This is a genomic window from Bacteroides congonensis (genome assembly GCF_900130125.1).
In the GTDB taxonomy this organism is placed as follows: domain Bacteria; phylum Bacteroidota; class Bacteroidia; order Bacteroidales; family Bacteroidaceae; genus Bacteroides; species Bacteroides congonensis.
Genome location: NZ_FQXY01000009.1, coordinates 1028129 through 1043123, shown reverse-complemented (window position 1 = coordinate 1043123; position 14995 = coordinate 1028129). Strand labels below are relative to the sequence as shown.

General features: G+C 42.9%; 12 protein-coding genes. 4 read left to right on the top strand and 8 right to left on the bottom strand.

The window, feature by feature from the left end:
- Positions 1-230 precede the first annotated feature (230 nt).
- From trpA to trpB, 7 genes are read right to left on the bottom strand one after another with little or no spacing between them, the layout of a single operon-like run.
- Entirely contained in the window at positions 231-1001 is a 771-nt protein-coding gene (trpA, locus tag BQ7997_RS11020; protein WP_073346243.1) for a tryptophan synthase subunit alpha, read from the bottom strand.
- A 13-nt stretch (positions 1002-1014) separates the two neighbouring features.
- Entirely contained in the window at positions 1015-1644 is a 630-nt protein-coding gene (locus tag BQ7997_RS11015) for a phosphoribosylanthranilate isomerase (protein WP_022137883.1), read from the bottom strand.
- A 26-nt stretch (positions 1645-1670) separates the two neighbouring features.
- Complete coding sequence (trpC, locus tag BQ7997_RS11010) at positions 1671-2453, bottom strand: indole-3-glycerol phosphate synthase TrpC (protein ID WP_073346241.1); 783 nt, start codon at positions 2451-2453, stop codon at positions 1671-1673.
- A gap of 3 nt (positions 2454-2456) precedes the next feature.
- Complete coding sequence (gene trpD / locus BQ7997_RS11005; protein WP_073346238.1) at positions 2457-3452, bottom strand: anthranilate phosphoribosyltransferase; 996 nt, start codon at positions 3450-3452, stop codon at positions 2457-2459.
- Positions 3453-3456: 4 nt separating this feature from the next.
- Entirely contained in the window at positions 3457-4023 is a 567-nt protein-coding gene (locus tag BQ7997_RS11000; protein ID WP_073346236.1) for an anthranilate synthase component II, read from the bottom strand.
- 53 nt (positions 4024-4076) lie between these two features.
- Positions 4077-5483, bottom strand: a complete 1407-nt coding sequence (locus tag BQ7997_RS10995; RefSeq protein WP_073346233.1) for an anthranilate synthase component I family protein — start codon at positions 5481-5483, stop codon at positions 4077-4079.
- Positions 5484-5531: 48 nt separating this feature from the next.
- On the bottom strand, positions 5532-6719 hold the full coding sequence (gene trpB, locus BQ7997_RS10990; RefSeq protein WP_073346231.1) for a tryptophan synthase subunit beta: 1188 nt from the start codon (positions 6717-6719) through the stop codon (positions 5532-5534).
- A 360-nt stretch (positions 6720-7079) separates the two neighbouring features.
- Between trpB and BQ7997_RS25725 the strand changes: the two genes are divergently transcribed.
- A complete protein-coding gene (locus BQ7997_RS25725) occupies positions 7080-7220 on the top strand; it encodes a hypothetical protein (protein ID WP_022137877.1) in 141 nt (46 codons plus the stop codon).
- Positions 7221-7299: 79 nt separating this feature from the next.
- Positions 7300-8445, top strand: a complete 1146-nt coding sequence (locus BQ7997_RS10980) for an iron-containing alcohol dehydrogenase (protein WP_073346228.1) — start codon at positions 7300-7302, stop codon at positions 8443-8445.
- A 73-nt stretch (positions 8446-8518) separates the two neighbouring features.
- On the opposite strand, the gene BQ7997_RS10975 is transcribed toward BQ7997_RS10980, so the two are convergent.
- Positions 8519-10144, bottom strand: coding sequence for a sensor histidine kinase (locus tag BQ7997_RS10975; RefSeq protein WP_073346227.1), 1626 nt, complete (start codon positions 10142-10144; stop codon positions 8519-8521).
- 273 nt (positions 10145-10417) lie between these two features.
- Between BQ7997_RS10975 and BQ7997_RS10970 the strand changes: the two genes are divergently transcribed.
- Positions 10418-12277 (top strand): SLC13 family permease, encoded by a 1860-nt coding sequence (locus tag BQ7997_RS10970; protein ID WP_073346224.1) that lies wholly within the window; start codon positions 10418-10420, stop codon positions 12275-12277.
- A 156-nt stretch (positions 12278-12433) separates the two neighbouring features.
- Entirely contained in the window at positions 12434-14794 is a 2361-nt protein-coding gene (locus BQ7997_RS10965; protein WP_073346222.1) for an LruC domain-containing protein, read from the top strand.
- The last annotated feature ends 201 nt before the right edge of the window (positions 14795-14995 follow it).

Genomic DNA, 14995 nt, shown 5'->3' with positions numbered 1-14995 from the left:
TGTTAAAACGCTGACAAAGATACCGATTAATTGGATATTATGAATAGTAAATGATGAATTTGTTTGTAGATTAGATTGAAATGTTTTAAACCTGAATATTTATACGGACTTATCTGATGATTTAAAAGAAAAAGCGCCTGTGTCTTTAAAAGTAAGTAGTTAAAGGCCGGATGGCTGTGCGAACAAATCCGTTCCGGTTACTTTAACTGCTTGCTGTTGATTATCCTTATTTATTTCAGTGCTTCTTTCAATTTGAGAATGGCTTTCTCCGGATTTTTTTCTTCTTCGAGCAGAGTGACAAATTTGCTACCGATGATTGCTCCCGAAGCATGTTCGCAGGCCGCCTTGAAAGTTGCTTTGTTCGAGATACCGAATCCTACCATCAATGGATTGTTCAGATGCATATCTTCTATCTTTTTGAAGTAAGACCGCTTCTGATCGTTAAAGTCCTGTTGTGCTCCGGTGGTTGCTGCGGATGAAACCATGTAGATGAAGCCGTCTGTATGTGCGTCGATTTCACGTATACGCTCTTCGCTGGTTTCCGGTGTGATAAGCATGATAACTCTGATGTTATAACGTTCGGCGATGATGCGGTATTGTTCCTGATAATCTCGGAAGGGAAGGTCGGGAATAATCACTCCGTCGATACCACATTCCATGCATTGGCGACAGAAGTTCTCAAATCCGAACTGCATGATCGGATTCAGGTAACCCATAAATACAAGTGGTATTTTCACATCCTTGCGAATATCACGCAATTGTTCGAAAAGGAGTTTCAGGGACATGCCGTTACGCAGTGCCCGGGTAGCGGCATTTTGAATAACAATGCCATCCGCCATCGGATCACTGAAGGGAATCCCGATTTCAATCATACTGACTCCGTGCTTTTCGAGTGTACGGATTACATCGGCAGTACCGTCTAATGTCGGATCACCTGCACAGAAATAAATGGAAAGTATATCTTTCTTATTGCTATTGAAAAGTTGATTAATTCTATTCATGATTATTGGAAATTTAAAATGATGATTTTAGTTCATTCAGGAATGTCCGGATACGTTCCGTATCCTTCTTTCCCGGTTTTAGTTCAAAACGGCTGTTGAGATCATATCCGGCCAGTCGGGGATGCTTGAATTCTTTCAGCGCATTGACACTGTAAGGATTGATGCCACCGCTTAATAAGAAAGGTACCTGCCCGTTGTACGTGTGCAGGATACTCCAGTCGAACTGATTGCCCGAACCACCATACTGTTCGCATTTCGTATCGAACAGGAACAAGTCGCAGACCTTTTCATACTCATATACCTTTGCCAAATCCTTGGGACGGGCTATTGAAAAGGCTTTGATGATTTTCAATCCCGCCATATGCAATGACCGGCAGTATTCCGGTGATTCGGTTCCGTGCAGTTGCACATAGTTCAGTCCGAAACGATCGGCATACATGCTGACCATCTGCTTGTCTTCATTCACAAAAACTCCGACACGTCGGGTGTAGATAGGGAGATAAGCCGGAAGCTCGTAGACATATCGGGGAGATTTGGGATAAAAGATAAATCCCAGCATATCAATGCCTTCAAGTGATTCTACATCCCGTATGTTTTCAGCTTCACACATTCCACATACTTTGATAATTTTTCCGTTGATCATAGGACTGTCCGTTTTGAATAATTAGTTTATTGTATGGCTTGCAGGAAATTCTGTAAAGTTTCTCCCGGTTGCTCAGTTTTCATAAATGTTTCACCGATCAGGAATCCGCGGAATCCGGCTGTCCGGAGACGTTTTACGATTTCAGGATCGGAGATACCGCTTTCGGATACCAATACCGCGTCTTGGGGAAGTTGTCCGGCCAACCGGAACGAGTTTTCCACATCGGTGAAGAAAGTTCCCAAGTTACGATTGTTGATTCCTACCATATCTATCTTTTCATTAATATACGACAACTCTTCCGGACTGTGGATTTCCAGCAGAACTTCCAGTCCCAAAGAATGTGCCTTCTCTGTAAGTTCATTACATCTTTCCTGTTCAAGCGCGGCTGCGATAAGAAGCACTGCATCCGCACCGACAATTTTTGCCTGATAAAGCTGATATTCGTCAATGATGAAATCCTTTCTTAGAATAGGAATCTCTACCAAAGGGCGTGCGATACGAATATCTTTCAGGCTTCCCCCGAAAAACTTCTCATCGGTGAGGATAGAAAGGGCGGAAGCACCTGCTGTTGCATAGGAGAGAACAATTTCTTCCGGACGGGCGTCTTGCTTTATCCATCCTTTAGACGGAGAACGTCGTTTGAATTCTGCAATCACGCCCGACTTTGAAGAAGCCAATGCCTGTTTCATGGAGCGAATAACCGGAGCCTCGCTGATACCTTCCTGCAACTGTTCGATAGAAATAGCCTGCTTTTGCAGGTCTACTTCAAATCGTTTGTTGGCTATAATTTCGGATAATATATCTTTCATATTTTAACTGTTTAATTCAATGAATTTCTTCAAAGTTGTTAATGCCCGTCCACTTTCCAGTGACTCTTTAGCCATGCCAACACACTCCTCAATTGTTTTCTCCGGACAAACTACATGGATGGCAAAAGCAGAGTTGATAACCACCACATTCTTTTGAGCTTCAGTCGCTGTATTATTCATGATGTTATCAAAGATTTTCGCGGCATCTTCGGGTGTTTGCCCACCATCCAAATCGGTGTCTTTATAGCGGGAGAATCCGAGACTTTCAGGAGTATAAATCTTTTCGTGGTCACTGGTTGCTACTTTAAATTCGTTGGTCAGGGAGATTTCATCATATCCGTCCAAACTATGAACGACGGCAAACTTCGTTTTACTTTCCTGATAAGTATAGGTATAAAGACGCAGCAGCGGAAGATTATAAACTCCTAAAAGCTGATAAGCCGGCAATACCGGATTCACCAACGGGCCGAGCATATTGAAGAAAGTACGCACTGCCAGTCCCTTACGCACCGGAGCGACCGCCTTCAAGGCCGGATTGAACAAAGGAGCATGCAAATAAGCAATATTACACTGCTCCATACTGCGACGCAATTGGTCTACATCACTGGTAAACTTCACGCCATGCTGTTCCATCACATTGCTGGCACCACTGACTGACGTTGCTCCATAATTACCATGCTTCACCACCGGAAAGCCTGCTCCGGCAACAGTGAAACAAGAAGCCGTAGAAATGTTGAATGTATTTTTCCCGTCACCGCCTGTTCCTACGATATCTATCGGAGCAAACTCGCTCAAATCTACCGGAACGCGCATCTCAAGCAATGCATCGCGGAAACCGCATAATTCTTCAACGGAAATATTGCGCATCAGGAAAACCGTGATTAGCGAAGCCACCTGTACATCATTATATTTTCCTTGTGCGATGTTTTGTAAGATAGTACGGGCTTCATCGCGTCCCAAATACTGATGCTCAAAAAGCTTATATAGAATCTGTTTCATAACTTTAATCGTTTAAGAAGTTCTTGATAATTTCTTTTCCCTGAGGAGTCAATACCGATTCGGGATGGAATTGGATGCCATGTACGTCATAAGTTTTATGGCGTAGTGCCATGATTTGCCCTTCCTTACTTTCTGCCGTTATTTCCAGGCAATCGGGAAAAACTTCCCGACTCACTACCCAGGAGTGATATCGTCCGACGGGAATTTCCTTCCCCAATCCCTCAAAAAGTATATCCGGGCAGAGGATACTGACCGGAGTCTGTACTCCGTGATATACTTCTGTCAGGTTTTCCAAATGTGCCCCGAAAGCTTCGCCGATGGCCTGATGTCCCAGACAAACGCCCAGAATGCTTTTTGTCGGAGCATACCTTTTGATAATAGGTAACAGCAATCCTGCTTCTTCGGGTATGCCCGGGCCGGGAGACAGGATGATTTTATCGAACCGTTCTACTTCGTCAAGCTCTATTTGGTCATTGCGGACTACTTCTACATCCGTAGCTCCCAGTTCTTTCACTGCGTGCAGCAAGTTGTAGGTGAAAGAGTCATAGTTATCTAAAAGTAATATTTTCATTTTTTTCTAGTCTTTGTAAAATTGTTGCTCAAATCGTTTCCTTTGTCTTTCACTTAATTTTTTAATTTTACAGCCAAATCAATAGCCTTTTTCAACGCTCCCAACTTGTTATTCACCTCTTGCAATTCATATTCATCCTGACTGCGTGCCACAATACCGCCTCCGGCCTGAAACCATAGTTCATTGTTGCGGCTCACAAACGTGCGGATAGTGATGGCCTGGTTCAATTCACCGTTCAAGCCGATAAAACCGATACACCCGCCATACGCTCCACGGTTGTGGGGCTCGATTTCGCTGATTAGTTGCATGGCGCGGACTTTCGGTGCGCCGCTTAATGTGCCGGCAGGGAACGTGTCGATAAATGTTTTTATTTTATCCACTCCCTCGTTCAGTGCGCCGCTGACACGGCTTACCAAATGGATGACATGACTGTAATATTGCGGCTCTTTGTAGAATACCACCCGTACATCATGGCAATTGCGGGAAAGGTCGTTTCTTGCGAGATCTACCAGCATCACGTGTTCCGCATTCTCTTTCGGGTCGGCAAGTAACGCTTCAGTCAGTTCACGGTCTTTTACGACATCTCCGGTACGGCGGGTAGTTCCTGCGATCGGGTCGATATACGCCCTGCCTTCTTCAATCTTGCAGTGTGTTTCAGGTGAAGAACCAAAGATGCGGTATCCGCCGAAGTCGAAATAGAAAAGATAAGGAGAGGGGTTAATGCTGCGGAGCGCGCGGTAAACTTTAAAATCATCTCCGGCGTATGGCTGGATAAATCTTCTGGAAAGTACGATTTGGAAAACATCGCCACGCATGCAGTGTGCGATTCCTTTACGGACATTCGCCTTATGCTCTTCGTCTGTGATGGGACTGGTGACAGGGCCTGTCACTGAGAAATTGTAAGAAGCGTAATTCCTGTTTTCGATGGCTGCTTCCAGTTCCGGCAGGCCGCTTTCTTCTCCCTCGGACGCCATCTCTACCAATGTCAATTCATTCTTGAAATGGTTGAAAACGATGATATACTTATATAATATGTATAGCAAATCCGGTGCGTCGTTCTCTTCATCGTGACTTTCTTTCACCGGGATATGCTCGAAATACTTCACGGCGTTGAAAGTGGTATATCCATAAAGCCCGCATACATTTTTGTTTTCTCCACTCACTTGGAACTGGCTGATAAAGCGGTTCATGGCTTTTTCCACGGTGAATGTTTTAGTCAGCGGCTCTTCTGTACGGCTGCCGTCCGGGTAATTAGCTGTAACGATACCGCAATTCACGCCGATATTTGCCAATGGACAAAGGGCGATAAATGATAGAGAGTTCTCTCCGGCATGATAATCGGAACTTTCCATTAATGCAGATTGCGGATACATATCGCGCACTTTCAGGTAGATGCTGACGGGAGTATGCATATCTCCGAGCACCTGTTTGCTATGGGTAGTATAATTAAATGTTTTCATCTCTGCTTTTATTAATTACAAGTTATAAATTCGATTTGGCTGGTTCTCCTATTGCTCTTCGTTGAAAGATAAATACGTCTCGATATCCTTATCACCTCGTCCCGAAACCGTGAGTACGACTACATCTTCCGGTTTGAACTTCAGCTTTTTCAAGGCACCCAGTGCATGAGCCGATTCGAGTGCAGGGATAATCCCTTCCAGTCTGGTCAACTCGTAGGCGGCTTCTATGGCTTCGTCATCGTTGATGGCCAACACGTTGGCGCGTCTTTGTGCGGCGAGATTGGCATGTATCGGGCCAATTCCCGGATAATCCAGTCCGGCAGAAATAGAGTAGGGCTCTTCAATCTGTCCATCCTCGTTTTGAATGACGTAAGTACGTGCACCGTGGATGATTCCCATTTTTCCGAGTTGGATGGTGGCGGCAGTCATTCCTGTCTCTATCCCCTTACCCCCGGCTTCCGCTAGGATGATGCCTACCCGTTCGTCATTGATATAGTGATAGATCGTTCCGGCAGCATTGCTTCCGCCGCCTACACAGGCTATCAGATAGTCGGGAAAATCGCGTCCTTCCTTTTCTTGCAGTTGCTTTTTGATTTCTTTGCTGATGACGGATTGCAGACGTGCCACCATATCAGGATAAGGATGAGGACCGACGGTAGAGCCGATGATGTAATAAGTGTCAGCGGGATGGCAGCACCAGTCGCGGATAGCTTCGTTTGTGGCATCTTTCAGAGTCATGTTTCCTGAAGTGACGGGAATCACGGTTGCTCCCAACATCTTCATTTTCTCTACGTTGACGTGCTGGCGTTCTATGTCCAGTTTTCCCATATAAACGATACATTCCATATCCATTAGCGCACATACGGTAGCGGTTGCCACACCATGTTGCCCGGCTCCTGTTTCGGCGATGATACGTTTCTTTCCCATGCGACGCGCCAACAGAATCTGCCCGATTGTATTGTTGATTTTGTGAGCGCCCGTATGGTTCAGGTCTTCCCGTTTCAGATACAGTTTGCAACCATATTTTTCAGAAAGGCGTTTCGCCGGATAGAGTGGGGAAGGGCGTCCTACGTAGTCACGCAGCAACTGGTCGAATTCTTTCTTGAAGTCTTCACTTTCAATTACTTCGAGGTACTTATTCTTCAGTTCCTCTACACATTTGTGGAGAATCTCCGGTACGTAAGCACCACCGAATTCTCCGTAATAGCCATCCTGGTCAACTAAAAAACTTTTCATAATCCTATCTATTTTTATGTTACTATTTGATTTTGTTCGAAGACGGGCAAATAAAAAGAGCCCTGTCGCAAGCTGCGACAGGGCTCTTTCAAATCTGTTATATCTTTAATGAGGTATATACATACGAGCACTGCTCCCTTACGACTGTCGGAGTTGTAACGGGCGCCACCACCAATATGTATTTACTAACATTGTTCTCATTGTCTTTTGTTATTTTATGGGGACAAATATAGACACTTTGTTTGAAACTGCAAACAAAATATTACTTTTTTTCTCTTTTGCCTTCATTTTTCTGATTATAGAAACAATTTCAAGCCTGAACTGTTCTTATAAATATTGAATTTTTAAACAAAAACAAGTATGAAACAGAGAAAAGTCTTAGTAGGCATCGCTATTGCCATTTTTGTTATATTATTGCTTTATTGGTTACTAGTGGCAGAGGATATGAAACCTTGGCTGTCGGCTATGGTTCCTTCCATTGCGCAACAATTTGTAGCTTGATTCTGAAAGGTTTCGGATAATTCGAGTATCTTTGCAAGGATAGTAACTGATAAAACCAAATAAGAACAAGAGACAAGATATGGAAAATTTTATTTTTCAAAATCCCGTGAAACTGATGGTGGGTCATGGGATGATTGCCCGGTTGGCTAAAGAAATTCCGTCCGACAAACGTATTATGATTACTTTCGGTGGCGGAAGCGTGAAGAAAAATGGTGTGTACGACCAGGTAAAGGAAGCATTGAAGAATCATTTTACCGTAGAGTTTTGGGGGATTGAACCCAATCCTGCCATTGAAACGCTCCGTAAGGCGATTGCTTTGGGCAAAGAAGAGAAAGTAGATTATTTATTGGCTGTTGGCGGCGGTTCCGTGATTGACGGTACGAAATTGATTTCCGCAGGTATCCTGTATGACGGTGATGCCTGGGACTTGGTGCTTGCCGGACGTCCTGCCACTCATACAGTGCCGCTTGCTACTGTATTGACTCTTCCTGCTACCGGCTCCGAAATGAATAACGGAGCAGTGATTTCCCGTCGTGAAACAAAGGAGAAATATCCTTTCTATGCCAATTACCCGGTATTCTCCATCCTTGACCCGGAAGTAACTTTTACGCTGCCACCCCATCAGGTAGCATGCGGACTGTCAGACACCTTTGTTCATGTGATGGAACAATATATGACTACTCCCGGACAGAGCCGTATCATGGATCGCTGGGCGGAAGGAATTCTGCAAACATTGGTGGAAATAGCCCCCAAAATCCGTGAGAATCAGCATGATTATCAACTGATGGCAGACTTTATGCTTTCGGCTACAATGGCACTGAATGGATTTATTGCCATGGGAGTATCCGAGGATTGGGCGACTCATATGATTGGTCACGAAATCACCGCATTGCACGGACTGACACATGGTCATACACTGGCAATCGTTCTTCCTGCTACCCTGCAAGTGCTTCGTGAAGCAAAAGGCGATAAGTTGGTACAATACGGTGAAAGAGTATGGGGAATCACTTCCGGCACGAGAGAAGAACGTATTGACAAAGCGATTTGTTGTACGGAAGACTTTTTCCGTTCACTGGGGCTGACTACCCGCCTGCATGAAGAAAACATAGGGCAGGAGACTATCCTCGAAATTGAACGCCGCTTCAATGAACGTGGCGTTAAATATGGAGAGAATGGAACTGTGACGGGAACTGTTGCCCGTGAGATATTGGAGACTGCACTTTAATCGCCTTCCCTGTCTGTTAAGAGAATAAATGACTGTCCTGCAAGTTTCATAAGAAAAGTGCAGGACAGTTTTATTATTTCACAATAATCTCCCGTATCGGAATCCTGAACCAAAAACAAGAACCTTCCCCTTCTTTGGAATCTACGCCGATCACTCCGCCCAATCGTTCCACAATAATACGGCAGATAGCCAATCCGAGTCCCGTTCCTTTTATGAAAGAGTTCAATTTGACAAAGCGTTCAAATACCTTGTCTGTCTTATCAGCAGGAATTCCGATTCCTGTATCTTTTACATAAAAATATATATCACCTTTTTCCTCTTCAATCCGGTATCCCATTTGGATACTTCCCTTCGGGGTAAACTTCATGGCATTGTTGGTGAAGTTTATAATCACTTGCGATAAGCGAACGCGGTCAGTGTTGAGAATGCACTGCTCTGCCTTTTCCGTAAACATGATTTGTACGTCCGGCGAGGGATTCTTTTCCTGCATTTGCCGGCAGATACCGTCCATCAATTCATTGATATCAGTCGGGGCTAATGTAAACTCCATAGTACCCGCTTCAATTTTCGACAGGTCGAGAATATCATCAATCAACTGCAATAGCAATATATTGTTACTGGAGATGATTTTCATGAATTCCTGTTTTTCTTCCTCTTCCTGCGACTGGCAAATCATTTCAGAGAATCCGACGATAGCGTTCAGTGGTGTACGTATTTCATGGCTCATGTTGGCAAGGAAAGCTGATTTCAGCCGATTGGATTCCTCTGCTTTTTCCTTTGCCTCTTGTAGCATCCTGTCTATTTTTAATTTCTCGGTGATATTTTCGAAACGGAGTAATCCGCCGATGATTTCAGTATTGTTTTTATCATTGAATACGGGAGTTGCCGTTACCTCAAAGTCTACATTGTCCACTCTGATTGTATGCCGGATAATTTTTCCTTGTTCAATTGCCTTTTTGAAAGCACATTGCCCGCAAGGTTCATTTCGGAGCGCACTGGTCTGGTAGCAGATTTTTCCCGGAATATATCGTCTTCCTTTTACCAGACTGGTGATTTGTGTTGTCTCTTCCCATTGCACACGGTAATTTTTGTCAATATAGATAAGCCCGAAGTCGATACTTTTCAGAGCAAGTTTCTGCTTTCTCAATGCTTTCTCCAATTGCTCTTTGGCAGCCTCCAGTTCTCTTTCGTAATTCTTGAGTTGGGTAATGTCCCAACGGATTGCCAACAACCATTTTTTCTCCCCTTCCCACGAGATGACTGATTTCACGACAATAGTGTCGTGTACTATCCCGTCCGGAGTGAGATATTTCTCTTCTCCGCGATAAATTTTACCTTCTTTTACTAGCTCATTGTCAATGTTGCGGTATCTTTCTCCCTGTTCTTCTCCGTATATTTCATAGTCAGTACGCCCTATAGCGTCTTCACTGCTGATTCCTGATTCGATACTCGACTCTTTGTTCCAATAGTAGTATCGAAAATCATTTGTAATGTCTTTTACTATGATAGGAAAGGGAAGATTATCGAGAATGTCGAATGAGAAGCGATAAGAGTGATTTGTTTTTTCTATAGCTTTGCGTAGTTTGTAAATTCTGTGTAACAAGATGCAGATAATAAGGAGTAAAATTATTATCAGTAAATAATTAAGACCCCAATGGGAACCGCTAATCCAGTAAACTAATAAACTATTGTTTGCCATAAAATGTTTGTTATAAATAGGCTGTAAAGATATGAATTCTTACGTAATTCTCAAAATATTATACATAAATATATTATGGTTCAGCGATATATTGTATGGCTGTAATAATATAATATCAGCAATTCCGTTACTTATGGTGTTGTTTTTTTCTTGTTTGGTATTACGAACTAAAAACTTATCTAATTTGTTTTCATCGAGTGGAAGTATTTTCTATTTTTGTCTATCCAAATTGATTTTTGATAAAGTCAGAATAAAACAATCATTTAATTACTTATGTTAATAACCATTATTATTCTCGTTCTTTCGGCTATCTTTTTCGTGAATGGCAAGATTCGTTCGGATATTGTGGCACTTTGTGCGTTGGTGGCCTTACTTATTTTTCAGATATTAACCCCTGATGAAGCCCTTTCCGGTTTTTCCAATTCGGTAGTCATTATGATGATCGGATTGTTTGTGGTAGGCGGGGCTATTTTCCAGACAGGGCTGGCAAAAATGATAAGTTCCCGTATTCTTAAACTTGCGGGAACGAGTGAAACCCGCCTGTTTCTACTGGTGATGTTGGTGACTTCTGCCATCGGTGCGTTTGTCAGTAATACCGGAACGGTGGCGTTGATGCTTCCTATTGTAGTCAGTTTAGCAATGAGCGCCGGAATGAATCCGAGCCGGCTGTTGATGCCGTTGGCTTTTGCAAGCAGCATGGGTGGTATGATGACCTTAATCGGTACTCCCCCGAACCTTGTGATACAAAACACACTGACTTCGGCAGGACTCGAACCGCTCTCTTTCTTTTCATTCTTGCCGGTAGGTCTTGTTTGTGTAGCTGTCGGTACGTTGGTACTGATGCCGCTTAGCAAATGGTTTCTTTCTAAGAAAGGAAAGAAAAACGACAATTCACGCTTAGGCAAATCCCTGAAGCAATTGGTAAATGAATATGGGCTTTCGAGCAATTTGTTCCGTTTGCAGGTGATAGGAGATTCCCGCCTTTTAGGAAAAACAATCATTGATTTGGATATCCGACGCAAATATGGGCTGAATATTATAGAAGTCCGTCGTGGGGATGCATCGCAACATCGCTTTCTGAAAACGATTACACAGAAGTTTGCGGCGCCGGATACAGTACTCCAGGCAGAAGATATTCTATATATAACAGGCGATTTTGAGAAGGTTCAACTGTTTGCCGAAGAATACCTGCTGGAAATATTGGGCGACCATGCAACGGAGGAAACGAAGAACTCTGCTAATTCTCTTGAATTTTATGATATCGGAATTGCGGAAATAGTCTTGATGCCGGCGTCCAATCTGATAAATCAGACTATTAAAGAAGCGGGATTCCGTGATTTGTATAATGTAAATGTATTGGGTATTCGTCGTAAGAAAGAATATTTATTGCAGGATTTAGGCAATGAACGGATTCATAGCGGTGATGTTCTTTTAGTGCAGGGCACATGGAACAACATAGCCCGCCTTAGCAAAGAAGATTCCGATTGGGTTGTTTTAGGACAGCCTTTGGCAGAAGCGGCTAAAGTTACTTTAGACTATAAGGCTCCGGTAGCTGCCTCTATCATGGTGTTGATGGTGGCAATGATGGTATTCGACTTTATTCCTGTTGCTCCGGTCACTGCGGTTATGATAGCAGGCATATTGATGGTACTGACCGGATGCTTCCGTAATGTAGAAGCCGCTTATAAAACAATTAATTGGGAAAGTATCGTGCTGATTGCCGCCATGCTTCCCATGTCCTTGGCTTTGGAGAAAACAGGGGCTTCGGAGTATATATCCAATACGTTAGTCAGTGGTTTGGGTTCTTATGGGCCTCTAGCGTTAATGGCAGGTATCTATTTTACAACCTCATTGATGACTATGTTTATCAGTAATACCGCTACGGCAGTACTGCTTGCGCCGATTGCTTTGCAAAGTGCCCTACAGATAGGGGTTAGTCCGCTTCCTTTCCTGTTTGCTGTGACGGTGGGAGCAAGTATGTGCTTTGCTTCTCCGTTCTCTACACCACCTAACGCGTTAGTGATGCCTGCCGGGCAATATACCTTTATGGATTATGTCAAAGTAGGATTGCCGTTACAGATTATTATGGGAATTGTGATGATTTTCGTTTTACCTTTACTTTTCCCTTTTTGATGCGAACGTGAAAAAAAGATGGAGGCTGTATTGAAAAATACAGCCTTTTTTTATTTAATATCTGCAAATACGACTATCTTTGCAAGCAGATTACCAGCGTATTAAGGGTAATAGATTTTTTCGCATAAATAAAACGAACTAAAGAATTAAGGGATTATGAAACAAAACATTGCAAAAGCACTAACTTTTTCGTTATTGGCAACCTCTGCCGTTTTTACCAGTTGTGTGGATAATGAGAAAAACTTGTTTAACGCAGACCAACTGAGACAGATTTACGAAGAAACTTTTCCTGTAAAGAATATCGATCCTGACGGAGACTGGACTATGTCCCGCAGTGTAACTGCACACGTGGCGGTGGACGCTGACTTGGGAAAAGATTATCCGATACGGATATTTGATGCAAATCCGTTAAATCCGGAAAGCAATGCCAAACTGTTAGCGGAAGGTAGCGTGAATCAAAGTACCTCTTTTGATGTTGTGATGGACTGTGCGACTGCACTCGATAAAGTATTTGTTGCGCGTGTAGATACGGAAGGACATTATCTTGTGCAGCCGGTAACCATTCAAAATGGAGAGGTAAGAGCATATTTTGGAGATAAGGATATATCTGCACGTTCTGCGTCTCGCGGTGTAATAATGGGGACAATACCTACTATGGAAGCTCCTTATATAGCAGAGTTTATTAGTAGTAAAAAGGAAACTGCCACTGAAATTCAATCAGGGTGGGATCTTGGTGCAAGCTCCGGATGGGGTGATAACTATAAGCAACACCCTGTTTTCGGGCAGAGTGAGCGTTGGTTTAAGATTGAGGAAGAGAAAACTTTCAAGGCAGGATTTAAGAATAGCGGAACTAGCGGGGGAGCTCAGGCCGTGAAAGTAATTATTCCCAATGGCAGTACATGGGTAATTAATAATTCTGTTCAGTTTGATAATATCACAGAGATTATAGTAGAAGATGGAGGAAAAATAGAAATAGATAATGATGCAAGTTTAATATTAACTGCCGCTTCATATATAACTGTGTTGAAAGGTGGAAGTATCAAAGGTGATGGAGATATTCGAATAACAAACGGATCTGCCGGATGCAAGAACTACAATGCGGGAAAGATTGATTGTTCGGTTTTAGATTTTAATGGAGGGGTAGGTGAATTTTATAATTATGGAGAACTTGAACTAGATAAGTATATGGCTTCTACCAATGGCATGGTGCTGGTGAATCATGGAACTATTGAAGCTGAAGACATAGAGGGTAACAATAATACATCTATCAAAAATGGCTGTCACATCAAAGTCGAAAATAGATTCCAGTTTGGAGAACTTCTGATGGGACATACTTCTGAGGCTATCTGCGGGGAACTGAGCAGAAATGGGAGTAATGGCAAGATTGAGATGGAAGCACAATCCATGTTGGTTTGTGAGAAGGCTGATTTATGCAAATATATCTTTGGCCCTACTGTTGGGAAGGCTTTATTGAAGATTGATGAAATAATAGGTAATGTTTCAGAATTGCCATATTCAGATTTTAAAATAACGAATAATATTATTTGCGAAATAAAAGACCAGACCTCTCATGGAACGGCACCGTGGGAATGGTCTGCTTTTGATTGGCTGGTGTATAAGGGACTGCAAAACTCCGCTACCTATTGCAATCCGGGAAAAGCGGATTTTCTGCTTCCTGCTGATGAGGATGAAAATGGATGCATAAAAGAAGGTTATGGCTCTGATGATAATCCCGACGATGTGGAGATTAGAAAAGCCGTATATTCATATGCTTTTGAAGATAACTACCCCAAAGCAGGTGACTATGACTTCAATGATATTGTATTGAATGTGGCTTTACCCGCTGCCGGCAATGAGGTGAAAGAATTAAAATATACAGTTGACCTTCGTGCTGTGGGTGCCGTGAAGCAATTGGGAGCCGGATTAAGAATACTGGGAATAAATAAGAGCAATGTGGAAGCGGTGGACTTTGGTGCAGGCGCAACTCAACGGGCCGGCTCTTTGTCTGCTTCACGTATATTTGAAAATGCGTCTTATGAAACGAATGGCAGTGAACTTGTCATACCTTTGTTTGGAGATGCGCATTATGTCTATGGATATACAGGTGCACAACGTCCTATGTTGAATACAGGAAATGCAAGTACGTCTCTTACAGATATATATACCCTTGAAGTGACGGTAAAACTTAAAAATGCCGTATCCATTCCCAGTGTAACAAATAATTTGGATTTCTTCATAGCTTATCAGGGGATTGGTGAAAAAAGAACGGAGGTTCATTTGAACCAATTTAATTCGGCAACAGCGAATGGTCAGTTGGCAGATAGTAATGTACTTGAGGTTATCAAGGCAGTCAATAACACGTGGGCTCTTTGTGTCCCCGATAAATTTGCTTATCCGATGGAAAGAACTGTGATAACGGACGCCTATGCTAAGTTTGCGGACTGGGCACATGATCAGAGTACCAATGCCGATTGGTATAGTACGCCTTCGAGCAGTGATAAGGTAATAAAATACTAATCTTCTTTTTTAATATGAGTCGACAGCCGGAGAATGAACTATTTTCCGGCTGTTTTCTCTATGAACTAATCCTTAGGTTGCGAAGAATTAATATTCATTATGCAAGACTTTATTCGTCTGACAGTTGTATTTTTTTCGTCTAACAGCTGTCAGACGAAAGAAACACAACTGTCAGACGGAAGTTTGACAACTGTCAGACGA